Origin of the sequence: Chroogloeocystis siderophila 5.2 s.c.1 (genome assembly GCF_001904655.1) — a bacterium.
GTDB classification, from domain to species: domain Bacteria; phylum Cyanobacteriota; class Cyanobacteriia; order Cyanobacteriales; family Chroococcidiopsidaceae; genus Chroogloeocystis; species Chroogloeocystis siderophila.
In genome coordinates this window covers 199825-226500 of the sequence record NZ_MRCC01000005.1, presented here as the reverse complement: position 1 = coordinate 226500, position 26676 = coordinate 199825, and the positions used below count along the sequence as shown (strand labels likewise).

28 protein-coding genes, 1 tRNA gene and 1 pseudogene are annotated in these 26676 nt (G+C 43.2%); 9 read left to right on the top strand and 21 right to left on the bottom strand.

The window, feature by feature from the left end; genetic code table 11:
• The first annotated feature begins 730 nt into the window (after positions 1-730).
• Entirely contained in the window at positions 731-1423 is a 693-nt protein-coding gene (locus NIES1031_RS07605) for a hypothetical protein (RefSeq protein ID WP_073548855.1), read from the top strand.
• Between the two features lie 93 nt (positions 1424-1516).
• Here the strand turns inward: NIES1031_RS07605 and NIES1031_RS07600 are convergent, their stop codons facing one another.
• The 8 genes and pseudogenes from NIES1031_RS07600 to NIES1031_RS07565 form a co-directional block, all read right to left on the bottom strand.
• The gene (locus NIES1031_RS07600; RefSeq protein ID WP_143167726.1) at positions 1517-1867 is read right to left on the bottom strand and encodes a hypothetical protein; all 351 of its coding nucleotides are present in this window, start codon (positions 1865-1867) and stop codon (positions 1517-1519) included.
• A 117-nt stretch (positions 1868-1984) separates the two neighbouring features.
• Complete coding sequence (locus NIES1031_RS07595; RefSeq protein WP_073548853.1) at positions 1985-2617, bottom strand: SAM-dependent methyltransferase; 633 nt, start codon at positions 2615-2617, stop codon at positions 1985-1987.
• Complete coding sequence (locus NIES1031_RS07590) at positions 2617-3951, bottom strand: APC family permease (RefSeq protein WP_073548852.1); 1335 nt, start codon at positions 3949-3951, stop codon at positions 2617-2619. The genes NIES1031_RS07595 and NIES1031_RS07590 overlap by 1 nt, the downstream gene beginning before the upstream one ends.
• A 470-nt stretch (positions 3952-4421) precedes the next feature.
• Positions 4422-4577: a HepT-like ribonuclease domain-containing protein gene (locus NIES1031_RS25495; RefSeq protein ID WP_084544271.1), complete on the bottom strand. Its 156-nt coding sequence runs from the start codon at positions 4575-4577 to the stop codon at positions 4422-4424.
• Between the two features lie 13 nt (positions 4578-4590).
• Positions 4591-4707 (bottom strand): annotated as a pseudogene (locus NIES1031_RS25960) (nucleotidyltransferase family protein); the annotation flags it as partial.
• Positions 4708-4862: 155 nt separating this feature from the next.
• Positions 4863-5288, bottom strand: coding sequence for a hypothetical protein (locus NIES1031_RS07580; protein ID WP_073548851.1), 426 nt, complete (start codon positions 5286-5288; stop codon positions 4863-4865).
• A gap of 259 nt (positions 5289-5547) precedes the next feature.
• Entirely contained in the window at positions 5548-6684 is a 1137-nt protein-coding gene (tgt, locus tag NIES1031_RS07570; RefSeq protein ID WP_073548849.1) for a tRNA guanosine(34) transglycosylase Tgt, read from the bottom strand.
• 48 nt (positions 6685-6732) lie between these two features.
• Entirely contained in the window at positions 6733-7185 is a 453-nt protein-coding gene (locus NIES1031_RS07565) for a hypothetical protein (protein WP_073548848.1), read from the bottom strand.
• A 358-nt stretch (positions 7186-7543) separates the two neighbouring features.
• Here NIES1031_RS07565 and cobS point away from each other — a divergent pair, with 358 nt between their 5' ends.
• A complete protein-coding gene (gene cobS, locus NIES1031_RS07560) occupies positions 7544-8314 on the top strand; it encodes an adenosylcobinamide-GDP ribazoletransferase (RefSeq protein ID WP_073548847.1) in 771 nt (256 codons plus the stop codon).
• A 106-nt stretch (positions 8315-8420) separates the two neighbouring features.
• Here the strand turns inward: cobS and NIES1031_RS07555 are convergent, their stop codons facing one another.
• The 3 genes from NIES1031_RS07555 to puuE form a co-directional block, all read right to left on the bottom strand.
• Complete coding sequence (locus NIES1031_RS07555) at positions 8421-8888, bottom strand: PPC domain-containing protein (RefSeq protein WP_073548846.1); 468 nt, start codon at positions 8886-8888, stop codon at positions 8421-8423.
• Positions 8889-9017: 129 nt separating this feature from the next.
• A complete protein-coding gene (locus tag NIES1031_RS07550; RefSeq protein WP_073548845.1) occupies positions 9018-9713 on the bottom strand; it encodes a ComF family protein in 696 nt (231 codons plus the stop codon).
• An 88-nt stretch (positions 9714-9801) separates the two neighbouring features.
• Positions 9802-10728 (bottom strand): allantoinase PuuE, encoded by a 927-nt coding sequence (puuE, locus tag NIES1031_RS07545; RefSeq protein ID WP_236738749.1) that lies wholly within the window; start codon positions 10726-10728, stop codon positions 9802-9804.
• Between the two features lie 316 nt (positions 10729-11044).
• On the opposite strand from puuE, the gene NIES1031_RS07540 reads away from it, so the two are divergent.
• Positions 11045-11536, top strand: coding sequence for a GNAT family N-acetyltransferase (locus NIES1031_RS07540; protein ID WP_073548843.1), 492 nt, complete (start codon positions 11045-11047; stop codon positions 11534-11536).
• Here NIES1031_RS07540 and NIES1031_RS07535 read toward each other — a convergent pair.
• From NIES1031_RS07535 to NIES1031_RS07510, 6 genes are all read right to left on the bottom strand, one after another.
• Entirely contained in the window at positions 11496-12425 is a 930-nt protein-coding gene (locus NIES1031_RS07535) for a sensor histidine kinase (protein ID WP_073548842.1), read from the bottom strand. The two genes, NIES1031_RS07540 and NIES1031_RS07535, sit on opposite strands and share 41 nt — an antisense overlap.
• A gap of 17 nt (positions 12426-12442) precedes the next feature.
• Positions 12443-13018: an L-threonylcarbamoyladenylate synthase gene (locus tag NIES1031_RS07530; protein ID WP_073548841.1), complete on the bottom strand. Its 576-nt coding sequence runs from the start codon at positions 13016-13018 to the stop codon at positions 12443-12445.
• Between the two features lie 89 nt (positions 13019-13107).
• Positions 13108-14019 (bottom strand): peptide chain release factor N(5)-glutamine methyltransferase, encoded by a 912-nt coding sequence (gene prmC / locus NIES1031_RS07525; protein WP_073548840.1) that lies wholly within the window; start codon positions 14017-14019, stop codon positions 13108-13110.
• Between the two features lie 3 nt (positions 14020-14022).
• Positions 14023-14916: a Tic22 family protein gene (locus NIES1031_RS07520; RefSeq protein ID WP_073548944.1), complete on the bottom strand. Its 894-nt coding sequence runs from the start codon at positions 14914-14916 to the stop codon at positions 14023-14025.
• Between the two features lie 325 nt (positions 14917-15241).
• A tRNA-Pro gene (locus NIES1031_RS07515) sits at positions 15242-15315 on the bottom strand.
• An 81-nt stretch (positions 15316-15396) separates the two neighbouring features.
• Positions 15397-15867 (bottom strand): GNAT family N-acetyltransferase, encoded by a 471-nt coding sequence (locus NIES1031_RS07510; protein WP_369792531.1) that lies wholly within the window; start codon positions 15865-15867, stop codon positions 15397-15399.
• A 597-nt stretch (positions 15868-16464) separates the two neighbouring features.
• Between NIES1031_RS07510 and NIES1031_RS07505 the strand changes: the two genes are divergently transcribed.
• Positions 16465-17430 carry an alpha/beta fold hydrolase gene (locus NIES1031_RS07505; RefSeq protein ID WP_073548838.1) on the top strand — a complete coding sequence of 322 codons (966 nt, stop codon included), beginning with the start codon at positions 16465-16467 and terminating at the stop codon, positions 17428-17430.
• Positions 17431-17466: 36 nt separating this feature from the next.
• On the opposite strand, the gene tsaD is transcribed toward NIES1031_RS07505, so the two are convergent.
• Positions 17467-18519: a tRNA (adenosine(37)-N6)-threonylcarbamoyltransferase complex transferase subunit TsaD gene (gene tsaD / locus NIES1031_RS07500; protein ID WP_073548837.1), complete on the bottom strand. Its 1053-nt coding sequence runs from the start codon at positions 18517-18519 to the stop codon at positions 17467-17469.
• Positions 18520-18729: 210 nt separating this feature from the next.
• Between tsaD and NIES1031_RS07495 the strand changes: the two genes are divergently transcribed.
• From NIES1031_RS07495 to NIES1031_RS07485, 3 genes are all read left to right on the top strand, one after another.
• The gene (locus tag NIES1031_RS07495; protein WP_073548836.1) at positions 18730-19224 is read left to right on the top strand and encodes a Photosystem I reaction center subunit III; all 495 of its coding nucleotides are present in this window, start codon (positions 18730-18732) and stop codon (positions 19222-19224) included.
• A 33-nt stretch (positions 19225-19257) separates the two neighbouring features.
• Positions 19258-19410, top strand: a complete 153-nt coding sequence (locus NIES1031_RS07490) for a photosystem I reaction center subunit IX (protein ID WP_015188951.1) — start codon at positions 19258-19260, stop codon at positions 19408-19410.
• 324 nt (positions 19411-19734) lie between these two features.
• The gene (locus tag NIES1031_RS07485; RefSeq protein ID WP_073548835.1) at positions 19735-20253 is read left to right on the top strand and encodes a photosystem I reaction center subunit XI; all 519 of its coding nucleotides are present in this window, start codon (positions 19735-19737) and stop codon (positions 20251-20253) included.
• 242 nt (positions 20254-20495) lie between these two features.
• On the opposite strand, the gene gmk is transcribed toward NIES1031_RS07485, so the two are convergent.
• Positions 20496-21116 (bottom strand): guanylate kinase, encoded by a 621-nt coding sequence (gmk, locus tag NIES1031_RS07480; RefSeq protein ID WP_073548834.1) that lies wholly within the window; start codon positions 21114-21116, stop codon positions 20496-20498.
• Positions 21117-21200: 84 nt separating this feature from the next.
• Positions 21201-21461, bottom strand: coding sequence for an extracellular matrix/biofilm regulator RemA (remA, locus tag NIES1031_RS07475; protein ID WP_015188948.1), 261 nt, complete (start codon positions 21459-21461; stop codon positions 21201-21203).
• Positions 21462-21666: 205 nt separating this feature from the next.
• On the opposite strand from remA, the gene NIES1031_RS07470 reads away from it, so the two are divergent.
• Positions 21667-23409 (top strand): Rqc2 family fibronectin-binding protein, encoded by a 1743-nt coding sequence (locus tag NIES1031_RS07470; protein ID WP_073548833.1) that lies wholly within the window; start codon positions 21667-21669, stop codon positions 23407-23409.
• 386 nt (positions 23410-23795) lie between these two features.
• Here the strand turns inward: NIES1031_RS07470 and NIES1031_RS07465 are convergent, their stop codons facing one another.
• On the bottom strand, positions 23796-25418 hold the full coding sequence (locus NIES1031_RS07465) for an iron uptake porin (protein WP_407919486.1): 1623 nt from the start codon (positions 25416-25418) through the stop codon (positions 23796-23798).
• A gap of 246 nt (positions 25419-25664) precedes the next feature.
• Here NIES1031_RS07465 and NIES1031_RS07460 point away from each other — a divergent pair, with 246 nt between their 5' ends.
• Entirely contained in the window at positions 25665-26672 is a 1008-nt protein-coding gene (locus NIES1031_RS07460) for a metal ABC transporter substrate-binding protein (RefSeq protein ID WP_073548831.1), read from the top strand.
• Positions 26673-26676 lie beyond the last annotated feature (4 nt).

Below are 26676 nucleotides of genomic sequence, written 5' to 3'. Positions count from 1 at the left end.
TTTTATCTCCAGAAGCGCTTGAAGAACATAAAGAAATACAAATAATATCAAGTCAAATCTTGGCATTTGTTGACGATTGATTTAGTCATTGAGTATATAGACGAAAGCATAATACGGCACTATCAGCTTAAAAATAGTTTAGATACCACTTGAGGTGAAGGTAAAAAATCTCATCAATCAATAACTGAGGATTTTCGCAAGCATTATCAGTTAAACAAGTCGCAATCAAAAGAATCAGAGTTACACTTAGTAGTTTCTTACGAACATCTCCTAGATAAGTTAAAAACAAACATCCCGACTTCTATTGAGAATTAGAAAAAGTTATTAAGAAAGAAGATTCCTTTCGACAAGCGATAAAGTACCTATGTGCTTCTAATAATCCACCAGATAAAATTGAATGTGTAGCATCTGTACTGCTAGGAGCCTGGACTTCTAGCAATAATTCCGATTCTGTTAAGGATATTTTAAAAAAAGCTCAAGCATCTACACCTTCCTTTATTCATTCTTTTAGTAAAGAATGGCAATTAACCCCTGAAGTCGAAGATATTTTGAGCAAGATCGACAATTTCCAATATAATCTGACTAAGGGGTTTCTACATTGGAAGTACAAAAACGGACTCGACGCGGTTACTGTTCCTTATAGTTGTGACACAGAGGAGTTTAAAAGATTTCAGGAAGTTATTAAACGGTGTAAACCTACTTGCTTCGAGGAACTTGAGGGATTCCTAATATGACAAGAACATACTCAGAGTTTGCCAATGAAAGCATCAAGGTATTGTTAGATACTCTAGCAGATAAGAATAGTGCGCCGGAGCTTTACAGAACTACTATGATGAAACTTGGTATGGCTCTGGGAGATGTAATCTTGGCTCAAATTAGTCACGAGCAATGCAATGTATATCTCGCCTGTACAGTTGAAGATGCTGATTTTCTAGCAAAAGGTATGCTCTCGCGCCTAGAGCAACAGCTTCCAAAAGTTGCATTTGTGTGTTTTTGGAATCAGCGTTTTTCTCCATTTGATGTTGAAGATCTTACTGTTGCTCCAATCTTAAGAAAATATCAAGAACCTTCAAGTAGCGTTAACTATTTAATTATCCTCAAGTCTATTATTTCGGGAGCCTGTGTAGTTAAAACTAATCTTGTTAACCTAATTCAGAACATCGAGCCTGAAAATATTTTTATAGTAGCTCCAGTTATGTATCAGGAAGCACAAGAAAAACTACGCAATGCATTTGAAAAATCTATTTATGATAAGTTTCAATTCTTTTATTTTGCTAAAGACGATCAGCGAACTGCTAAAGGAGAAGTTATTCCTGGGATAGGTGGTAGTGTTTATGACAGACTTGGATTTCAAGGACAAGACGATAAAAATAGGTATACACCTGAGATAGTCAAATCTCGCAGACACTTAATAAGTGTTTAAAATGACATTCAGATTGTTTAAAGAAATAGTGAGGCGATCGCTTAGTCGCGGTAATATAGCTAAAGCGTCGCCGTTGCATTAACTGGCAAGAAATTATTGCGTATTCGGAATTTCTAAAGCGTCTAAATTGGCGTCAACGGCATTAATAAATCCTCGATCATTTAATGTTTGTGCAGGTAGTTCCCCAGCATTAACCGCCGCCTGTACGAGTTTTTTGGCACTAATTCGCCCGTCGTTACTATCCGCAAACATACCACTATATCCACGAATACCTTGACTGCGATAATGTCCTTGGTACGCTAAGGAAACCAAAGTAAATGGTGTAAGTTGTATCCTATTAGACCGAATTACTGTAGCATTTGATGCTGTTTCACCTCGCGCAACAGGTACATACATAAGGGTCGTTAGCAGAAATCCGAAAGCAGCGAACGTATAGCGATTCATAAAATAGCTCCTTGTTCAAGATGCGAAATGACTTCCTGTCTCGTCGAATCCTTGCCCTTCTTTTGGGTAATCGGTAAATGATAACTATTCTTTCAATTACCCATGACCAATTACCATTTATGTATTCGAGTCTGTATTGCGTAAATTTGCTGGAATCTGTTCGGGAATTACCCAATAGTAAATTGTTGAACCTTCTTGTGTTTGCACAACTTGATCGGGTTTCCAGTCACCCATATCAAAGTCGTGGGAAACAATCCGTGTACCTGGTTTAAGTTGTTTGAATAATTGAGGACGTAGCTTAACATTCAGTTCCGGTAGTAGATACAGCGTTACTACGGTTGCTTCACTAAAGTCGCTTTGGAACAAGTCTTGTTGGAGAAATGTAACGCGATCAGTGACCCCTGCTTTTTGAGCGTTTTCGTTAGCTTCGCGAATCCGTTCAGGATTAATATCAATACCTACACCACGCGCACCGAACTTCTGTGCTGCGGTAATCGGTATTCTACCATCACCACTACCTAAGTCATAAATAACGTCATCTTTTGTAACTTTGGCAAGTGCGAGCATTTCATCTACGACTGTCTGCGGGGTTGGTACGTAAACGACATCAGGTTGACGTTCGGGACTTTGAGTAGGAGTTTCAACTTGCGGGGTTTGCGCATTCGTTAGAGTTTGTGAGTTACATCCTGCAACTCCTACAGCCAAGCCAATACTTGCCATTAACACCCACGCTGTTCGTCTTAATTGCATTACTCTCTCCTTATGCTACTGTCACGCATCATCCGCGTGATGACTAATAACGGTACACCAGCTAGCAACACTGCAACACCTACTAACGCTCCAACTCCGGTATAAGCCAAGCTAGATTGCAGCATATAAGCGCAGAACACACAAAATAATAGCGGAACGAATGGATACAGCGGAACGCGAAACGGACGGATAATTTCGCGATCGCGTCTGCGCAAAACAAATAGCGACACGCCCGTCAGTAAGAAAAAGAACCAAAACACAGGGGCGGTATAATCTACCATTGTTTCAAAACCGTTACGCGTAATTGTGCCGAGTAATACAAGTAATATGGCGATCACCCCTTGTACAAGTAATGCTGCGGCTGGCGTACTTCCTTGCGTTTTCCATTGTCCTAAAAAGCGAAATAGCGAAAAATCTCGTCCTAGCGCGTAGTTTGTCCTCGCACCTGTGAAAATCGTTGCATTAGTAGAACACAAAGTCGTAACAACAACCAGCAAGCTAATAAATATCGCCCCTGGTTCGCCCACCGCCTGACGCATCAACTGTGCGGCTAAGGCTTCAGATTCTGCCATACCTGCTAAACCTAACCCTCGTAGGAAAGCTATGTTAACGAGCAAGTAAATTGTGGTGATCATGCCAATACTCCACAACAGCGATCGCAGCATATTTTTTTGCACATTGTGTAACTCGGCAGAAATAAACGCGGCTTCGTTCCAACCACCATAAGTTAATAGTACAAACACCATTGCTAAGCCAAAATTCCCTGATGATGTTGTTGCTGGCGCTGTTGTTGTCGCTGCGGGTGTTGCCAACGCAAGTCCAAAGAAAATGAGTAAGAGTAAGCCGAGTACTTGGGCTGCGGCTAACCAATTTTGCGTCCATTTTCCCAAGCGTACACCCAGGATATTTAAACCAGTTAGCAAGGCGATCGCCACTGCCGCATAAATTGAAGCCGAATAAGTTCCCAAGCGCCATAGCTGTGAAGCATAATCGCCAAAAACAAACGCTAAAAGAACAATCGAACCTGTCTGTATGACTGCTAACCGCGCCCAGGCGAATAAAAAGGCAATACTATTGCCAAACGCCCGTTGTAAGTAGTAGTAGTTACCACCTGGATGAGGATAGGTTGTTGCCAGTTCTGCATAGCACAAAGCACCAACTATAGATACGCCACCGCCTAACAACCATGTCAGCAGCGCCATAGTGCTATTACTCGCATTACCAGCAACAAGCGAGGGTGTTTCAAAAATCCCAGCACCGATAACAACACCAACAATAAGCGCAACAGCATCCCATACTAATAGTGTCGGTTTAATCGTATTGACTGTACCCATAGTTGTTGTGAAGTGACATTTAGCAGATTTGCTTTACAGTGTATTCTGCGTACTCCCACCGCAAGTCAAGCAGTGTTCTAAGTGAATGAAAATTTTGATTATGCTAAACGGTAATCGGTCTATGGTAGTATAACTTGTCTGTAATTTACGAGCTATTTGTCAAAGTTCCTTCAATGCTATGACTGCGACAAATATTTTCCAATCACTACTTCGTATTGGTTAAAAAAGTTGCGTGTCATATGACATAACTTGTGACATCCTTAAGCATTAATTCTTGTTAGACTTTATTGGCAAAGCATTCTGTAACTTCGCATTTAAAGGGGGTAACGTTATTCCCAGGCTTTCATGAAAAATTGATTATCCTCCAATAGCGAGTGCAGAAAAAGAAATATTATCTTCTTATTCTCCTGCTTGAGGTAAAAATGGTTCTAGAGCAATAAAAATTCAGGAATGCTTATTTTTACTGTAAGCTAAAGTCTTTGAGTATTAATACCGTGATAACCGTGAACTAATTTATCACGCATTCCAGCAATTGATGTCCAAGGAATATCTAAATGTTGCTCTAGTTCTTGTTGCATATTCACTAAACCTAGTAATGTCCAAGGCACATCTGAAGTAAAAGCCACTTAAAACATCAATATCACTATCCGAACAATCATCTCGCAGTACAGAACCAAACAGCGAGATTTCTATAATTTTCCAACGTTGGCAAAACTCATTAACTTTCTCTTGCGCTAAAAATAAATTATTTTCTATTTTTGGTAGTTTATCTATTTTTTTCTAAATCATCATAGATACATCTACGAATCCAATTACTATTGTTGAAGCCCATTTCTACTCTTATGAAACAAATAAATTTCTTAACTCTTGCAAGTCATGAATAGTAATATTACTTGGTTCATTTTGAATAGCTAATATTTTTCTTTTCTTTTTATAGTCCATAAATGAAGCACTTCATCGGAAGCGTATATTTTAACTCTTTCATCAATTTTTTCTATGAAAGCAGATGTTTCTTCGATAAAAACATACCTTGATCGATTCAAAAAAACTCTAATTTTTTCATAATCATTAACTATTTTACTGATTCTATCTTTCTGCTGATTGGCTAAAATTTCTTTGTGTTTTATCTGAGTTTGAATCGCAATAGATACTACCATACCTATAAGCGCAATGAAAGCACCTATAATAGTTGCACCTGTAGTATTGCCTTCAAATATTTGTTGTAAAAAATCAATTGTAATAACTACTATAGATATGAAGCCAGCAACTATAAACAATTGCAATACATTAGAAAAGATAGACTGAAAAAAAACATAACTGTTCTCAATAGAATGCATGCAGGCAAGCGATATCTTTTCTCTTATATCTTTGAAAAAGTTTCTTATATTAGATTGATCTTGAACATTAAAAATAATCTTATTAAATTTAAAATTTTTGTATTGTAGCTTATTATTCTCTTTAGTATCTGAATCTTGAGTCGATAAATAATCGTTTGCTTTCTAGCATCTACTTCTCTAATTCCTCCTAGAAGGGCAGTCTCCGCTAAATATTGCTCGTTTTGTTTATAAACAATTATATTTACTTTCATAACAACAGCTATGAATTAGATGAATCTGTTGGCGCAGATTGTGTTAGCCAAGGTGCAAATTCGGTTGCAAAAGTATCGCTTAATATTGCTTCGCGCATTCGTTGCGTAAAGCGGATGAGTTCGGTAATGTTGTGAATACTCAAAAGCGTATAAGCTAAAATTTCGCGCGATCGCACCAAATGACATAAATACGCGCGGGTAAAATTTTGACATGTGTAGCAAGGACACGTTTCATCGAGTGGTGTAAAATCTTCGCGAAACCGAGTATTTTTGAGATTCCAGCGATCGCCTTGTTGAACTAACGCCGCACCATGTCGCGCTAATCGTGTTGGAATCACGCAATCAAATAAATCCACTCCTGCGGCGACGGCTTTTGCCATTTCCCGATACGTCCCCACACCCATCAAATAACGCGGTTTTTCACGCGGAAGTAATGGCACAGTTGCTTCAACAATTTGATGAATCAATTCGGGTGGTTCTCCGACACTCACACCACCGATCGCGTATCCTGGTAAATTCAATTTTGCAACTTCGAGTGCAGCTTGGGCGCGTAAATCTAAATGAACGCCGCCTTGAACAATGCCAAACAATGCTTGATCTTGACGTTGATGTGTAGCGATACAACGTTCTAACCAACGGTAAGTCCGATTTGTAGCATCTTCGACTACTTCGCGACTTGCAGGGTAAGGCGGACACTCATCGAATGCCATAATTACATCCGCACCCAGCGTATTTTGAATTTGAATTGATTTTTCTGGTGTGATATTAATCACTTGACCATCGCGCGGCGAACGAAACGTCACGCCGTCATCAGTAACTTGCCGCAATTCACTTAAGCTAAAAACTTGAAATCCACCCGAATCGGTGAGCATTGGTCCGTGCCACTGCATAAACGAGTGCAAACCGCCAGCTTTTGCTACAATTGCTTCGCCTGGTTGCAGGTGGAGGTGATAGGTGTTAGCTAACACCATTTGCGCTCCGGTTTCTCCCAATTGTGCTGTAGTAATAGTTTTTACATTAGCCAGCGTTCCTACTGGCATAAACCGTGGTGTTGCAACACGACCATGCGGTGTAATAAAAAATCCAGCGCGTGCTTTCGTTTGACTACACTCAGCCAAAACCTGAAACGAGAATTTCTCACTCAAAATAGCAACTACTTTTTTTGATATGTAGCGTTTTATTCCTCACCCCTTCTAAAATGGACAAGCCCCGTCATCGTCATTTTCTGCATCCCATCTTGCAGAAAATACTTGCTCCATCATGACTTCTAAAGCTGTTTCATTGAAATTACGTGAAGCACGCTCTTGCATCGGGGTGGACAGCGGAATCAATCGCAAGCAACGGTTATCTTGGACTAAATCAAAATAAGTTTCCTGCTGCGGTGACTGTTGTAATTCAACGTAATCAAAACTATAAACATTTAAATAAAGCGCGTGGTTAGCTACGATTGTAGACTGGTCTGGACTCGCAATGACTTCCACGACATCACCTTCACCCTCGCTTTGTATTTTGCCTTCCTGAATATGCAAATAGCGGACGCGCCCTAAATCAGCCAGCAGTCTCCGCATATCTATTTTGTTAACGACTATACCAGTATGAATAATGCATGGTGCTGGTAATCTAGTGTCGGAGCTATGGTGATTCATAATCAAACAGCCTTTTAGCAATTACAGAGAATACAAACAGAGGGGCAGTTCTTCCGTTAGAGTGTGAAGTACTCAATTACATAACTTTTTTCTGACGTTACACATTAAGACATCTACGAATTCTATATAGATAAGACGTAGATTATGTCATTGATTGACATCAAACTACATCTATGTAACGCAGTCAATAAGTTGGTAGAAGCTTTGTTAGAGAGGCATAGAAAAGGTAAGATGACTGATAGAACAGATTACTTAATGCTCTGTCCCTGTCAATCTTATCTCAAGATTTGGATTACGATCCTGTTGCTGACATCTGATTTTCTATTTATTTTTGTTTACTTTATGTTGATACGCGCTAGTGGTGGATAAGCAACAGTGGTGGAAACAACTCTGGTGTGATGTTGCAGCGGCGCTTGTTTTCTATACTTGTCTTCCGATACCTTGGGCGACAAAGCTAGATTTCTGTCGCGTATCTCGCTACGTACCGCTAGTCGGATTATTGATTGGGGGAATTCTCGGATTTTTAGATGCGGGATTCTACTTTGTCGGAATACCCGTGCTAACTCGCAGTGTTTTAATTGTCGTTAGTTGGATTGCCTTGACTGGCGGATTACACTTGGATGGGGTAATGGATACCGCCGATGGCTTAGCCGTACAAGATCCACAACGCAGGCTGCAAGTCATGACAGATAGTGCGACAGGAGCATTTGGCGCGATCGCAGCAGTCGCCTTATTACTTCTGAAAACGGCGGCGTTGAGTGAAATCAGTTCTGATCGTTGGTTAAGTTTGATGGCTGTCTGCGGTTGGGGACGCTGGGGCCAACAAATCGCGATCGCGCGTTATCCTTACCTCAAACCAACAGGTAAAGGTTCGTTTCATAAAGCCGCATTGCAGCCGCGAGATATTCTGCTAGGATTATTACTTTTACTAGGCTTGAGTGGATTAAAAATTGTCCTCAGTCGCGATGCGGCGATTCATGCGGTAGTTATGGCGACGAGTGGAATTGCGATCGCATTTTTGACAGGTGCTTGGTTCAATCGCAAACTCGGTGGTCACACCGGAGACACCTACGGCGCAGTCGTAGAATGGACAGAAGCACTATTACTATGTGTGCTAACGGTGCCATAATCGTGATGCGTAATTCACAATACTCTAATTCTCTCAATGAGTCCACGAAGGTGGACTTAGTTTGCGCAGCCGCGACCGCCAGGCTATCCCCTAAAATCCAGTTAAATCATATTGGTCGTAACCGCGTCACCCGTAACACAAACGCCCCGCCACCTGTTTCACCAAACGAACGAACGCGGATGATGTAATTTCCAGTTTGGTTGATGCGAGTAAAGAGCAAAGAATTTGTTGTTCCATCAGGACCATCATCATTTTCTGCGAGTGTTGCGCCTTCGGGTGACATCAAGGTAACAATCGTATCAAAGTTATCCGAGGTGAGATCGATCGCAATATTATCGCCCTGGTTAAACCTTACGAGGTAATCGCGCGCAAATCCCCCATCTCCGGTAGGGATGTCTCTTTCTGAGAGCGTATCAGAAACCTGATTACTCGGTGGTAAGGGAATCGGATTATATAACCTTGTTTGTTGAGTTTGTTGGGCGATCGCTGAGGGAACGAAACTTGTTGCACCTGCTAGCAACGTTAGGGAAACAAGGAGATTACTCACCCCTGTTGCCAAAGCTTTTATGATCATTTAACGCAATATTCCGGCAAAACAGCTTAAGTGGGTTTATTATAAGGCGCGTTTAAAGATATTTGCCTATGCTTTCATTAAATTGCTGCATGGCACAAACGCAGAAAGCAGAGAATGACACATTAAACTTTACACTTTATTGTTTCCTGTTGGAACTATATTTCGACTAGAAGTGGCGATCGCGACAACACCATAGACAGAGATTCCTTGTTTTTGTAACGCTTGAACTGCTGAACGCACAGTTGCTCCAGTGGTATAAATATCATCAAGCAACAGCACTAGATCATTTGGACGTTGGCGGTGAAATTCGGTTCCAAGTACAAATGCATCTGCTAAATTGTGTTCTCTTTGCGATGCGGATAAACTAAATTGTGCGTCTGTTGCCTTAATCCGTTTTATCCCCTGAGGCTGCAAAACTAGTCCCGTAAAATCACAAAAGCTCTCGGCTAACAATTCGGCTTGATTGTAGCCGCGCATTTTCAATTTATCGGCGTGTAAGGGTATGGGTACGACAATTAACCTCTGTTGGGGTTGTGAATCAAGCCAGGCTTTTGCCAGCCATTGACCTAGCGGTTTAGCAATTTGCGGTTGATTGTCATATTTTAAAGCAGCGATCGCGCGTTTAAGCGTTCCACTATAGTTTCCCCAGGCGAAGACGGGTAACTCTCCTCGCCAAAATTCTTGAGGATTCGATAATTTACAACGTTGTAGCTGTCTTGTACAGTCTTGACAAAATTCCTGTGGAGTCGGACGCTGACAAAGTGGACACTGCAATTCTAGAAATAAATTGAGTAAGCTATGAAAATTTTGCGTCCAATTTGGCATTTTATGCCTACGGCCATCTTTGAATAAATCGTTTTTGGTTTTAGCAAAATATTAGTGATAGTCGTGTAGCTCAGATCACAGCAGGTAGCTAAGGTTGATGATGCTTGTGCCAGTGTTGGGCAATATCAATGCGACGACAAAGCCAAACGCGATCGTGTTGCTGTACGTAGTCAAGAAAACGAGCTAAAGATGCAGCGCGTCCTGGTCTACCTGCTAAGCGACAGTGTAATCCGACACTCATCATTTTAGGTGCAGTTTCGCCTTCGGCATAAAGAACATCAAAAGCATCGCGCAGATAAGCAAAAAACTGATCGCCAGAGTTGAAACCTTGAGTTGTCGCGAAACGCATATCATTGTTATCTAAAGTGTAAGGAATCACCAGATGCGGCTTACCGTAGTCATATATCCAGTAAGGTAAGTCGTCTGCATAGCTATCTGAATCGTAGAGAAAGCCGCCTTCTTCTACAACTAATTTGCGCGTGTTAGCACTTGTGCGCCCAGTGTACCAGCCCAGTGGGCGACTACCTGTTACTTGTGTATGAATTGCGATCGCTGTGTGTAAATGTTCGCGTTCTTCCGCTTCCCCAAAATACTTATAATCGATCCAGCGCCAGCCGTGACTTGCCATTTCCCACTCAGCTTCGCGCATTGCCGCAACTGCTTCGGGATTGCGTTCTAATGCCATAGCAATACCATAAACGGTGACAGGAATACCGCGTTGAGTAAAAATCCGATGCAATCGCCAGAAGCCAGCCCGACTACCGTATTCATAGACTGACTCCATATTCATATGCCGCAAACCCATCAAAGGTACTGCACCAACAATTTCTGACAAGAATGTTTCTGACGCTTGATCGCCATGTAAAATGCAGGTTTCTCCTCCTTCTTCATAATTAATCACAAACTGCACGGCAATTCGTGCTTGGTTTTGCCATTGCGGATCGGGTGGCGTGCGCCCATAACCAATGATGTCGCGAGGATAATCTGCTGGCATTCTCGTTATGCTTTCTATCATTGCGATTTTCGATATTCCAACTTAGCAGGTTCTGAAGAAAATACTTGCTCTAGATTGGTCTAAGTCGGCGAATCCTGACAATTGGATTTAGAAATTGGACGGTTCTCCCCATCACAAGAATTAATTACCACACACCTCAATTAACCCTAACCTCCGACCTCTGACCCCTGATACCACCATATCAGTAGTTTAATTGGTAACAGTTTTACAAATAACCCTGTGGCAAATTCAGTTTAGTGAATCTACCCAGTAACAACTTTTATTTTGCAAAATATAAAGCAAGCGTTACGATGTATGAAGCTCAAATCAAGACACTATGGACTACAGCCATATTCAATTCTGCGATAGTTCGATTGCGGCAGATGGTCACTGCCAATCTCCGGTCGATATCCATCAACTACACGACTTGTTTCACGTAGCGGCTTTTTGGGCGCAAGATCGCAGTCTTGAAGATTTGCAGCTAGCGATCGCTAATAGTAAACCCGTCATTAGTGTCTGGGATGGCGAAAAATTGATTGGTTTTGCTAGAGCAACATCAGATGGTGTTTACCGTGCAACAATTTGGGATGTAGTCATTCACCCTGATTATCGAGGTGCTGGGCTTGGGCGCAAGCTTGTTGAAAGTGTTTTAAGCCATCCACATATGAACCGCGTGGAACGTGTTTACTTAATGACAACACATCAGCAAAGCTTTTACGAACGAATTGGTTTTGAGTGCAACTCAAGCACGACGATGGTTCTCCATAACCAGCCAAAACTAGGTTTCCCTACTCAAGAAATTCAGCTTCAGGAATTACCAAGGGGATAGTTACCTGAATACGAGTACTTTGAGCTACATCAACATCACGAGCAATTGGCAAAAAGCTCAACTTGGCTTGCATCAGTTCTAACACGGTTTGATTCAATAAAAGTTTGCATCCGGCGGAAAGCGTGTGATTGTCTGCCGCCACAGTAGTGCTAATCTGTTGCTCGAACTGCATTGCGTCTAATGGTTCAGACCAAGTGTCTATTGGTAGTGGTACATCAAAGAAAATATCAACCGATTCGGTATCGAGTGAGGTTTGAGATGATATCGTAATGCTACCGGCTTCCATTTTTGGAATGCAAATATCTACTAAGTTTAAAAGCACTAAGCGCAACCACTGCGGATCTGCCAAAATATAAATTTCTGGATCGGCGGGCGATACTTGTATTTTGATACTACGGTCGGCTGCTACAGTCTGCGTCAAATGAGCGATTTCCTCGATAACCGCTGTTAATTGTAACGGCTGAATTTCTAGGTGATTACTGCTATTTTCAATGCGGGCGACATCGAGAATTTCATCGAGCAATTTTACTAGTTTCAACGCTAGCTGATGCGCTTGGGCGACAAATTCACGCTCTTCGGCTGGATTGTCACATAAATCAGACAGAATTAACTGATGCAATCCAATTAAGCTATTGAGTGGCGATCGCAACTCGTGCGCAGTGCGTACCAAAAATCCGGCTTTGAACTGACTGAGTTCGCGTACTAAGTGATATGCTATTTGTGTTTGTTGTAATTTTAATACTATTTGGGTATCGGTATCAATTACTGATGATGAAGAATGCAAAGGCGTTTTAGCTAATTTATTACCAAACGCTTGTGCAATACGCCGACTTCCCAGCCCTAACCCTAGCCCAAATGCTAGATACACCCAATTCATCCAGCTTGTCATTCGTGTTATGTACAAATTTAAAATTCTAACTTGACTGAGCCTTGGCGCAAAATTTGCCAGCCTTGATCTGTCCATTTCGCGACAGTCGAAGGAACGCCAATATTTGGTGTTGTCGCTTGTGATTGTAATGTTAAGACATCAGGAAACTGAAGGGCGATTTCTGCCATCGTGCGTAGCGGTGGCTGACCGGATAAATTAGCACTTGTTGTCGCCAAAGGACCGGTTTGTTCTAGAATACTTTGCGCGATCGCACAATTTGGCACCCGCAATCCAATTGTACTCGGATCGCTCGGATTCATCTGCTTAGGCACGCGTGGTGAGGCAGGCAAGACAAGCGTTAAAGCTCCAGGCCAATATAACTTAGCAACTTGTTGCCAGGGCGTGCGATCGTCTCCAGCAACAAAATCCCACAGGTCGCTTGCCTTTGCACCCATCAGAATTAACGGTTTATCTTGACTGCGTTGCTTGAGTGCAAAAATTAAATCTGCTTTTTCTGGTAAAGCCGCCAGCGCGGGTACGGTATCTGTTGGAAAGCTAACAACATAACCAGAACGTACTCTAGCGATCAGTTCGTCAAGAGAAACTTGGGGCATAACATCTAGAGGTCAGAGATCAGGGAAGTTATAAGTTGAGAGTGTTGAGTTAAGAAAAATCTGTATAACTCAAAATTCACGCTCCTGCATCATTCCTTGTTGCTGCGATAGGCTAAAGCAAAGCGTTCGATGCCTGCAAGATCTGAATGAATTTTAATGTTGCCGTAGCTACCGTGATTTTGCAACAGTGTGGCAACAACTTCGGCTTGCCCTGCCATCATTTCAATCAACCAAATACCACCAGGTCTTAGGTACACTGCTGATGTAGATATGAGATGACGAATACAGTCTAAACCGTCGACACCGCCATCGAGTGCTAACCACGGTTCGTGCAGTGCGACTTCGGGTTGTAGCTGTGGGACAAGTTCGCTCGGAATGTAGGGTGGATTGGAAACAATACCGCTGAGTTGACCTTTGAGAAACTCTAAAGGCTCCCACCACGAGCCTTGATAAAACTGAATTCGGTGAGTATAACCAATGGCTTGGGCATTTTGGCGCGCGACGGCTAAGGCTGCTGCGCAGCAATCAACTGCGTGAATTGTTGCCTGTGGCATTGCTTGAGCAAGTCCGATAGCGATCGCGCCACTACCTGTTCCTAAGTCTGCCCAGTGTCCTAATTCATGGTGTTTATCGCTTTTTTGGGCTGCACTTACAGCTAAATCAATTAAACACTCTGTTTCGGAACGGGGAATGAGTACAGATGGAGAAACCGCTAGCTTAAACTGTCGCCAGGGTGTCGCTCCTGCAATGTATTGCACTGGTAGGCGATCGTGAATACGTCGTTGCCATAGGCGATCTAAATCGCTCAGCGGTAGTTGCAGTTGAATTTCCGGCAAGTTTTTGAACGAGCCTAAACGCAGTGAAAGGCGGTCTAATCCGGCGACTTCTTGCAGTAACCAGTCTACTTCAGTAACAGGAATACGAGCAGAAAGCGCTGCTCGTTGAGCAGCACTACGCCATTGCCAAAGTGCTAAACCAGATGTTAGCAACTGATCGTTCATGTATTAGCGGGCTGGGCGCTGCGGCGCGGCTTGTTGTGGTGCTGGGCGCTGTGGTTGTGCTTGTTGACCGGCAGATTGTTGGAGCGATCGCACGTACTGAATCGACTCTTGCGGCGGAACCAGCACAATTTGTTGTACGCCTTCGTCGTTGCGAGTTCTCAGAATTTCTAACATTCCTTCTAAATTGAGAACTTGGATATCAACGGTAGAAGCTAACTCAGGTTGCTGCTTCTTGAAGCGATCGAGCATTCCTTGTAATTCTTCTTTGTTGAAGTAGAAAGGAATGACTTCAACTTCTGCTTGCTGATTATTGGCTTGTGGACGGTTTATCTTCATCGTCAGGTAGCCTTTTTCTTTTCCGGCTCGTGCGACAAACAGCGGAGTTCCTACGCAGTCTTCTAATCTTCTTTTATTTTGTTCGCACGCTTTACGCAGTTCTGAGTTGCTACCACTTTGCCGTAGTAAAGTTAAGGCAGCATCAAATTGCTGTTTAGCTGGTATGTAAGCTATATCTAAAGAATTTGGTTGATTTGCGTTGGCTTGTTCAAGCTTGTAGACCTCTCCTAACGGTACAGGGACAACGCGTACTGTATTACCTAGCTGTGGATTTGTTTTCTTCAGGTTGTTGACAAATGCTTGCGCATCTTTTTGGCTAATAAAAACGCCTGCGACGGGACTTTGATTTTGTTGATTTTGGTTTTGTGCGTTCTGCGGCGGAGTCGCGACTAGGGGAGCACCCTTACTATCAGTGATCGTAAATACGGGGACAGACCCTAATTTCTGCAAAATTTGCTCTTGTGGCAAAGCCAGCGCCCGCAGATTACCTGCGAGGGCAGAACTCATAACGGCGCTTCCTAATATTCCTAAAGTTGCGCCCCAACGAAAAATTGATTTCATAACTGCTCCTGGCATCAATAGCCCACTAGAGTATGACAAAGTATCTGATTTGTAAACGCGCTGTCGTGATTTTTGTTATGTTAGCGCTTTGGCGATCGCTTTGTTGGTTGTGTGAGTCATTAACTGATAACATCCAAGCCAGACGTTACAAATAGGTAGATCGTTCCGCACTACATTTGCTTTTGGTTTTAGTTGACAATTGAGTCATTTGCTGAGCAATGACGATTATGACTGCTTGGAGCAATAGCGTTGTGAAAGTCAACAAGGCAGATATATCCCTATTTGCCCTTTGCCTTTCTAGCTAAGTTATTTTACTTCCTAACTATCGGGATGACAGGATTTGAACCTGCGACATCCTGCTCCCAAAGCAGGCGCGCTACCAAGCTGCGCTACATCCCGTTGCTTTAATTCGTATCGTCGCTAGTATAGCATAGCAAAGTTTGGCACAGAAGAGAAAACCTTATGTTAATTTCGTCTAGACTAATTTGGATACCAAAACATTCCTTTAATACCTTCGGGGTCAGACATAAATCCTAAGCCTCGGTAAAAATCTACGACATGGGGGTCGGCAAATAATGTGATATTGCTGATGTCTTCACTTCTGAGTTTTTTAATCATGTACTTCATCAATGCCTTACCCAAACCTTTACCTTGAAACGAGGGATGCACAACAACATCCCAAATTGTGGCATTAAAGGCATGGTCTGAAGTCGCCCGCGCAAAACCGATAAGTCTTCGTTGAGTACCGCGAACTTCCCACATTGACGCCACCAAGAAACTATGCTGTATGGCTTTTTTTACCTTGCGCAGCGGACGACGCGACCAACCGACCGCATCACATAGTTCTTCTAGTTCGTATAAGTCAATTTCACGTTCGCTACTAAAAACAATGCGATCGCCTTCGCCAGATTTTTCTAGGCGATCGCTACTTGGAGAGGAGCCGTTTGCCATTTCAATTGCGTACTCCTCATTTACAGTCGTTTTGGTGCCAGAGGCTATCTCAGAACCGCTAAACCAGCTTTTCCAAAAACCCATGCCAATGTGGTTCGGGTAGATAATTATGATTACAAGTGCATAAACTAGTCTGTCACTTTACAGTTTATTGTGTTAACTCACCTATCTGGTACTCTCAAATTTATTCATTCAGCAATAATGCTGGTGAATACAAGTGTGCCTAAGTCAGTTAAGCAGAATCAATGTATCGTGTCACCAACTAGCTATTCCCAAATGTAGCATTTTTCACTAAAAAGCTGAATTTAGTTTGAGACAGGTTGGATCTTAGGCGTCAGGTGTCAGAAGTTGGGGATCAAACAATCTTAATTTCTCATTTCTGTTCGTTGAAACAAATTTTTCTACAGCGTGCATTCAACGCGTTCGAATCTGATTCCAAGTCACAATCTTTAACCTTGAACCCTAGTTCTGAGAAAAGTGCGTCCCCGCCCTCTGATCTTTGAACTCTTGAGAAATTAGGGAAGCTATATCAAAGCTACAACTCTTTTTTATCGAAAACTCAAGTTTAGTGGGGAGCGTTCAGGATAGGATATAAGCATGGCAACCATTGAAATTCTAGGAGTCCCCCACGCCTACGAGCTAACGACTCCCACAGCAGATACTCATGCTTTAGTATTTATTCACGGTTGGCTATTAAGCCGTGGATACTGGCAGCCTATCATCGAACAGTTATCCCCAGACTTTCAGTGTCTAGCATACGATCTGCGCGGTTTTGGTCAGTCGCAACTGAATCAAGTTAACCGTGAGTTGCCACACTCAGAAAATGTTTCGAGTTTGGTTCCGGCTTCGGTGGGTGCTGCGGCGGTTCACCATTCCTCATCGCGCTACACTGCTGCTGCTTATGCACAAGATTTAATAATTCTCTTAGAGAAACTCAATATTACAAGCGCTTGGTTAATTGGTCATTCGTTGGGTGGTAGTATTGCGTTGTGGGCAGCTGACCAAATGCCAGACCGGATTAAGGGAGTTATTTGTATTAATGCGGGTGGCGGTATTTATCTTAAAGAAGCTTTTGAGCAGTTTCGCAGTTGGGGTTCAAAACTAATCAAATATCGTCCGCGTTGGTTGTGTTATTTACCACTGCTCGATTTACTATTTACTCGTGCTAATGTGGCGCAAGCGATCGCACCTACATGGGGTCGTCAGCGGTTGATTGATTTTGTTGTCGCACATCCTGACGCCGCTTTGGGAACGCTTTTAGATTCAACGACCGAAGCAGAAATTAATCTTTTACCAAAAGTTGTATCCCAACTTCAGCAACCCGTGTATTTTATTACAGGCGACAAAGATCAAATTATGGAGCCGAAGTACGTCCGGCATTTGGCAAGCTTTCATCCGCTATTTGAAGCGTGTGGCAATAATGTCATGGAAATTCCTGAGTGCGGACATTTAGCAATGGTCGAACACCCGCAAACTGTTGCTAATCAAATTCGCCTGCTTCTAGCGCAGCATAACCACAGCAGCAGAGGAGCCGGTGCGGCGCGCAAGTTTCCTCCGTTGTAGCAACTGGCGTGAGCAGAGGAAGAAATGGGACAAATACTATGTCCAACCATTGTGTTGGTATAACTGCATGACTGCAGTCAACGTTAATCGGGATTGGACGCCTAAATTCAGGGGGGAAGTGTGACCGCGATCCAGGTGTTCCGCCGCAGCACAACCAATCATAGCGGCATTGTCGGTACAAAATTTGAGTGGGGGAAATAAGACACGCAAGTTGTGCGCACTCGCAGCAGTCGTCAAATGATGTCTCAAGCCGCTATTTGCAGCAACACCACCACCAACAGCTATTGTGTTGAGATTGTAATCTCGCGCACAGGCGATCGCCCGTTTGGTGAGCGATCGCGCAACACTCGCTTGAAAACTTGCGGCAACATCTTCTACGGGGAGTTGTCTTTCTTTTTCGAGTTGCTGTACTAGCCGCAGAACTGCGGTTTTTAAACCACTAAAGCTCGAATCATACGGATGATACCCGCCACTTGGTTGCGAAACGTTGCCTTCGGGTAACGAAAAGGCTTGTGCGTTGCCTAATTGCGCTAGTTTATCAATTACTGGACCGCCAGGATAACCGAGTTTGAGTAATCGCGCTACTTTATCAAAAGCTTCTCCCGCCGCATCATCGCGGGTTTCGCCTAACGTTTCGTACACACCACAATCTTTGACATAAATTAAACTCGTATGCCCGCCAGAAACGAGCAAACTCAAAAAAGGCGGCTCTAAACTCGGCTCGCTCAGATAATTTGCATAAATGTGTCCTTCAAGGTGATGCACGCCGATAAACGGTTTTTGCTGCACGATCGCTAGCGTTTTTGCGGCGGTAACTCCTACTAATAAGGCTCCAACAAGTCCTGGGGCGCACGTTGCGGCAATTCCATCGATTTCTTGCCACGTGAGATTTGCCTGCGTCAAAGCAAGCTCAATTCCATGATTAATAATCTCTAAATGTTGGCGCGAAGCTGCTTCTGGAACAACTCCACCGTATTGGCTGTGAATCGCAATTTGTGAGTTCACAATACTACTACAAACTTGACGATTTTTAACAATGGCGACAGCAGTTTCGTCGCAGCTAGTTTCTAGCGCTAAAACAGTTGACATAATTTTGAAACAGGCGTCTTAAGTGCGAATTCTAACAATGACAAGCAGAATTTATCCGACTATATTAAGTAGCTTAAACTTTATCCACTGCAAACTTTACTAGGTTCACACGCAAGAGTATGATTGCTTCCATATGAGCGCTTGCCTAGCTTGTCCAGGCTGCTTATCGTACAACAAAATTTAGGTTTTGTAATAAAGGGAAACAATTCCATGCGACGATTGTTTGCTCTAGTCCTTGTCATCAGTTTGTGGTTTAATTTTGTACCGCAGGCATTAGCCGTTGGTGCAGGGCTTGTGCCTTGTAGTGAATCTCCAGAATTTATCCAAAGGGCAGCTTCTGCCCGCAATACTACTGCCGATCCTAATTCAGGGCAAAAGCGGTTTGAGCGTTATGCTCAAGAATTATGCGGTCCTGAGGGTTTACCCCACTTAATTGTAGATGGTCGTCTCAATCATGCAGGTGACTTTCTAATTCCTAGCATTCTCTTTCTCTATATTGCTGGTTGGATTGGCTGGGTAGGACGTGCCTATCTTCAAGAAGTCAAAAAGCGCGACAATACTGAATTGCGAGAAGTCATTATCGACGTGCCTACCGCACTGCCACTCATGCTATCAGGCTTCACTTGGCCCCTCGCAGCTGTGAAAGAACTACTTTCGGGAGAATTAGTTGCTAAGGATGACGAAATCCCAGTTTCTCCACGCTAGTTTGATTTGAATTAATTTTTTGGAGACTGATTTATGCAACAAAAGAAAGGCGAACAACAAAATTATCTACTACGCTATCTTTCTTTAGGTCCAGTACTACTTTTTGCCTTGCTGAGTTTTACTGCGGTTCTGTTGATTGTCTTTAATTATCTGTATCCCGATCTTCTTTTCCATCCGCTGCCATAAATTACAGCGGCTAAGATCATAGTGTTTGTCTCTGCAAAAAATTGTGATGTTTGTGAGGCAAACACTGCTTTTGAAACCTTGAAACTCCATCTATTACTCGTAGATTCTGAGTTTCTTTTTAAAGAATTTACTTTTTAATTGCTAAGGCGCTATATCTCCATATTTAAAATGGTATAGCGCTAGCGCGTTTTGAGTGAGCAATTGTACTTTTTTGAACTCGTAATTACTTAATTAATTTTTCTAAATTTAAGACCAAAGTATGAAAACTAAGGTCATTTATTCCCATAAAATAATGCCACTACCTTATTGAGATTTGACATAAATATGGCACAAGCAATAGATGCATCTAAAAATCGTCCCAGCGATCCGCGAAATCAGGAAGTCGTTTATCCTTCCAAACGAGATCCTCAAATTGGTAATCTGGAAACACCAATTAATAACTCTTCTTTAGTCAAGTGGTTTATCAATAACCTACCAGCGTATCGTCCAGGGATTACTCCGTTACGACGCGGGCTAGAAGTAGGGATGGCGCATGGCTATTGGCTGCTAGGTCCTTTTGCTAAGTTAGGTCCATTACGCGATACTGATGTAGCAAACATTGCTGGATTACTGGCAACTTTGGGCATGGTTGTGATCTCAACTCTAGCAGTATCGCTATACGCTGCAACTGATCCACCGAAACCAGTTGCGACTGTAACTGTGCCAAATCCTCCTGACACTTTTGACACCAGCGAAGGTTGGAATACTTTTGCTAGTGGCTTCTTAATTGGTGGCGTTGGTGGTGCCATTGTTGCCTACTTCATCCTGGCTAATATCGAATTAATTCAAAATATATTCAAGTAATACTGCACGACTCCATAAAGGCGCAAAGGAAAAATTACGCAGTCTTTGTGCCTTTTTATTTTTTATATTTGTGTTAACAGTTATTCAATTGCACCACTAGCTGCATAGTGCGCCCTATTTCTGCTGCTTTGGATTGTCTAACAACTGACGTAACTTTGCGATCGCGTATTCCTAATCCAATCGCAATCAGCGGCCAAAGATCGCGTTCCTATTGTTGTGACAACGATGCGACTCATAGGCGATCATTTAGAAGCATTACCACAAAAACTAAATACTGTAGACGTGATCGCATCCAAAGCTGTCTCAAAATCATCATTGACAATTTGAATATCGAATTCATCCGCAGCACTAATTTCATCTTTAGCGCGTTGCAGACGACGTGCGATCGCATCAGGAGAATCTTGACCGCGACCGCGTAAGCGGTGTTCTAATTCTGCCAAAGAAGGAGGCATAATAAAGATGCGCTTCGCCTCAGGATAAGACTGACAAATTTGGCGCGCGCCTTCGAGTTCAATTTCTAACAAAACGCACTTTCCTTTGGAGATTTGTTCGAGAACTGTATCGCGGGGAGTACCGTAATAGTTACCTGCAAACTCAGCCCATTCCAGCAGTTTGTTTTGTTCGATCATTTGTTGAAACTCACTGCGACTGACAAAATAGTATTGTTTACCGTGAATTTCGCCTGGACGGGGAGCGCGGGTAGTAACAGAAACAGAAAAATATAATTCAGGATGACGCTCAAGCAGCGCTCGTACCAGCGTACCTTTACCAACTCCGCTAGGACCAGTCAAGACAATTAGTTTGCCTTCAGGAAGGCAATTTGGTGGTGTAGCTGAACCCTGAAGCGATAAAACTGGCGTCATCCTAATAAATTAAATACAAACGAGGAAAAGTAACCATAGTAGTCTATTTCCCATCGTACCCCTGATTTCTAGCAATTGAGCAGTCTATTCCGAACTATGATCGCGATTCACCACAAAACGATTCGCCACCGTTTCCGGTTGAATTGCCGAGAGAATTACGTGACTAGAATCGGTAATAATGACAGCCCGAGTGCGACGACCATAGGTGGCGTCAATCAACTGGTTGCGATCTTTAGCATCGCTAATGATACGCTTAATGGGGGCAGACTCTGGACTGACTATGGCAACCACTCGGTTGGCAGATACGATATTGCCAAACCCGATGTTGATTAGCTGAATGTCCATGACATACTAACGCCAAGCGCCGTGTGAGAAGCAATTAGGAACCTAGCTTTCATGGTATCCACAAAAATTTTGACTTACAAGGCAAAATTCACCGAAAAATCAGCTTTTTAGGTTATATGTTCCGAGTTTTTCCACTTTTCTACCTTTAGAAATCGCTCAAAAGATAGAGCAAAAGTTACAAGTTATTGATATTCGTTAATTCATTTTGCAATCTGTTGACTTTACAACACTAACGGCTGCTTCCAGCGACATCTGCGCGAATTGGCTACCGGCGCGGGTGGAACAGGTTTATCAACGCGATCGCTTTTGGATCGTGTTAGGATTACGTACGCTTCAACAGCGCGGCTGGCTAGATATTTCATGGCATCCGCAAGCGGCGCGCATTTGTATCGGCGATCCACCACCGCGCAAACCGGATACGTTTGCTTTTAGCCAACAAATCCTACATCAACTCAGCGGTTTAGCTTTGATCGGCATTGAAGCGATCGCGCCTTGGGAACGCGTTTTAGATTTGCAATTTGCCCGTCGTCCTGGCGAAAACCCCTTATTTCACCTTTATGTAGAAATTATGGGGAAACACAGTAATGTGATTCTCACCGCTGCTAATCAAGAGATTATCACTGCGGCGCAGCAAGTCAGCCCGCAACAATCGAGCATTCGCCCTGTACAAACTGGACAACCTTACGAATTTCCACCGAGTCTGACTAACGACGTTCCCAGCTTGCAAGAATCACAACAACGTTGGCAAGCGAAAGTTAGTTTAGTTCCTGGTGCTTTAAAACGCTGCTTAATTAAAAGCTATCGTGGAACGAGTCCAGCGTTAGTTGAATCAATGGTACGCGCGGCGAATCTCGATCCTGAACAATCGACCGAGACGTTAACACCGTCCGATTGGGAACAGTTATTTCAACGTTGGCAAGAATGGCTAGAAGCATTAGAAAAATCGCACTTTCAACCAGGTTGGACAGCTAAAGGATATACCGTACTCGGTTGGGAGATGATTCAGCCGGTTAAAAATATTCAAGATTTACTCAATCAGTATTACACCGCACTTCTTAATCAGCAGGAATTTCAGCAATTACGCCAGCAGCTAAGTCAGAAATTGAAAAATCTGTTGGAGAAGTTGCAAACAAAAGCGAATAACTTTAGCGATCGCCTGGAACAATCAAATCGCGCCGACGACTACAAACAACAAGCTGACTTATTAATGGCGCATCTCCAAGCTTGGGAACCAGGGATGACAAAGATTACCCTCGCGGATTTTGAGACAGGTGCACCCGTCACAATTGCTTTAGAACCTGAAAAAAATGCGGTGCAAAATGCCCAAAGCCTCTACAAGCGTAGTGGTAAACTAAAACGCGCGCGCGGTGCAGTTGAGCCGTTGCTAGCCGAAGTCAATGCAGAAATTGCATATTTGCAGCAAGTCGAAGCCGCGATCGCCCAAATCGAAAAGTATCACACCGATGCCGATCTGGAAGCCCTCAAAGAAATTCGCGAGGAATTAATTCAACAACGCTATCTCGAAGATTCTGAATACACGCGTCGTAGTGATGCGAATAGCGCTAGCACTAACTTTCATCGCTATCGTACTCCGAGTGGTTTTGAATTGCTCATTGGTCGTAACAATCGCCAAAATGACTATTTGACTTTTCGCCTTGCCGGAGATTACGATTTGTGGTTTCATGCGCAAGAAATTCCTGGTAGCCACGTTTTACTCCGGCTCGATCCTGGCGCAGTACCAGAAACCGCTGATTTACAGTTTACGGCAAATTTTGCTGCTTACTACAGCCGTTCGCGTCAAAGTGACCAAGTTCCAGTTGTTTACACTGAACCGAAATATGTCTATAAGCCCAAAGGCGCAAAACCAGGAATTGCACTCTACAAAAACGAACGCCTTTTGTGGGGACAACCGCAACAAGCCGAAGCGTATCTTAGGGGTGAGGAGTGAGTTTTTTTTACTTAACAGGTGCTACGCAGCGCTACGCTAACAACACTCTTGCCTCATAACTCCTTTGCTTGTTCTGCTTTTCTACTAATAATCCTTGATCCCCAAAACTTGATCTTTGATCCTTTTTTAATCTAAGCTTCACCGTTTGTTTAATTATGCACAACAGAGCATCTATCTCTTGAAAGAGTTATGTCAGGATACTGTAAATTTTGATAAAAAAGTCTGTGTTTCCTGTTACAATGTCTTGATAGAAGACGAGGAATTATCAAGATTTTAACCCGCTATTGCTTTGGGAACGTGTAGTTTGGGTTTCCTCGAATTGAGAAACAACGCATATAAGTTTGGACCAGCTGTGGTAGGCTGGTCATTTTGTATTCTAAATCGATTTAGAACGAGAAAGTCGTGCGGATTGCACCGATAACGATATCCTGATTGGCATCATTAAAATCAGGTGCTGTAATCCAAATTACGCCAGGAGTAATCGCAAAATTGTCGGTGAGTTGTAGCTGATAAAACGCTTCAATGTGCAACGACATATCTTCGTCTTCGCCTAAGTCTGGAAGGACTAAATCGGGATTAGCCGCAATCAGATTCGCCGCTGCAACTGGGTTCAGCGCGACACCAGTGCCCGTTAACCGAGGTTCCATACCGACGATGATACCGAGTAAATTGCCTTCGCGTCCCAAATCAGGGAATGCTAGCGTAACTGCGTAGTTAAAGATGTCGCTATCGCCACGTTCGAGTAGTCCACCTAACGTAGAAAGTAAGCGTGTATTGGTGTAACCCACCCAGCCACCAAGAACAAAGTTGTTACTGATTTGCCACGAAAGCTGTAACCCGTAAGAGTTGCTAATAGTGGGGACATCAACGGGTTCTAGATTCAAATTCTCGAAGAAAGCCTCGTCAAAGCGCGCAAACGATGCGCGGCTACTACCAGCACCAGTATCGCTAGCTTTGTAGGAGTTGATGTAAGTTAAACCAATATTAAAGCGATCGCTCGGTTTTAAGACTAACTGGGCGATACCTGCATAAGGTCCATTAAATAAACCGCTACCGTCGAGAGGACTACTCGCATCGGTTGCTAAATATCCTAAACTCAGTTCCAAGGTATTGCCAAGTTGTTGGCGAATTCCTACGCCTGCGCCGTCACCAAGGTTATATATCGGGTTACGAGTACCAAACGCAGATAGTGCCCCAGAACCACCATCACCATCCATCACGGTTAACGTGTCTGTATAGTCATAGAAAGCACCACCACTAAATCCTAGAACAACTTCTGTTGTTTCTCCCAAAGGAAAGCTATACAAAAGTGATTCGAGTCCAACGTTATTCGCTTCATCTTGCGTAAACGCTAGTTCTCCTTCGGTTATCCCTGTTACATCAGAAAAGCCTGGGAAATTGCCAGTTGAGATTAATGTATATAGTTGGTCGCTACCCGTAAAACTTGTATTAAATTCGAGCCGCGTTCGCTGTCCGAGAATGACTGACTCATCAAGGTCGTTACCGTCGGCGTCTTGTCCAGAAATAATTCCGGCTGCGCCAACAACGACTTCGCCCGTGAGTTGTGTTGTTGTTGAAAATTGATTCGCTTCTAGTTCAGCGACAGTGGCTTCTAAGGCATCGGTACGACCGCGTAGCGTTGCTACTTCCGCTGCAAATTCCTCTTGTAGTCTTTGGAGGGTTGCTAAGTCTTCTCGCGTCACCTGATTGGCGGTGGCTGTCGCAATTAACTCGTTAACGCGGTCGAGACAAGCATTTAAACCGGCGGCGAATTCGTATCTGGTCAACGCACGATTACCGCGATAAGTACCGTCAGGATAACCCGCGATACAGCCATAGCGTTCGACTAACGATTGTAGTGCTTGAAATGCCCAGTCGGTCGGTTGGACATCAGACAACTGCGAAACTGATGTCACTTGTGAAAGCGCGTTTGAGTTGAAGGTTGACACTTCTTGCGCTAATGCCGAATTGCTGACAAGGGCGATCGCACTTGTACTCGCCGCTAGCATCACTCCCGAAACCGCAGAATGAATGAGTAAGCGCTTCGATTTGTGCTGCATTTTATGTTTCCTCACACCAATTAAAATACAAGTTTCCTCGATCTGATGTCAGATGACAATTACTTTTATAAAGAATGAAAAGCGAAAACACCGCTTGATTCTTGTTAAAATAAGATTCATTCTCATTATTGTGATAATAATACCCATATTCACAAGTAGCAGCTATTACCTTTAGCAAAAGAATTAGGAGGGATTGTGATTCGCCAGAAGCTACAACAACGTCGTCACAAGCGTAATGTCTTGTCGCTGGTTGCACTTTTACTGTTATCAATGGCTTCAGGTTGTAATCAAGCGACACAAGAAACTCAAGCACAACAAACACAAGAATCTCCCGCGCCGCAGTCTGAACAAATTCGCGTGGTCGCGACGTTTTTGCCGATATATTGGTTTACGAGGGCAGTTGCAGGCGACAGGGCACAAGTAGAAATTTTAGTACCACCAGGTAGCGAAGTCCATGATTATCAAGCAACACCCGCAGACGTACAAGCGATCGCAACGGCGGATGTGTTAGTGAAAAATGGCTTGGGGATGGAAGACTTCTTAGAAGGTACGATTAAAAACGCTGGAAATCCAAACTTACAGCAGATCGATGCTTCGAGTGGAATTCAAACTATAGGAGAAATTTCACCTGTTGAAAAAGCGACAGATCATGACCATGATCATGGACATAGCCACGGTCACAGTCACGATCATGCAGATGGAAATCCGCACGTTTGGCTCGATCCGGTATTAGCAAGACAGCAAGTCGAGAATATTCGCGACGGCTTAATTGCGGCTGATCCGGCGAATAAAGATACGTATCAAGCAAATGCGGCTGCTTACATTCAACAGCTAGACCAATTGCACAATCAATTTCAACAAAGTCTCCAACAATATCCTAATTGCACTTTTATTACGTTTCATGATGCGTATCCGTATTTAGCGAATCGCTATCAACTCAAGCAAGTTGCTGTTGTTGAAATTCCTGAAGATCAACCGTCGCCAGGCGATATTCAACGCGCAGTTAATGCAGTTAAAAAGTACAATGCACAAGCAATTTTTGCGGAACCTGGAGTTGATAATCGATTGCTACAAAGCTTATCTCAAGATTTAAATTTAACAGTGCAATCAATTGATCCTTTAGAAGCGGGACCAACCGATCCGCAACATTACTTCACCGCGATGAGCGAAAATCTACAAAACATCAAAGCGGCTTGTCAGTAAACTA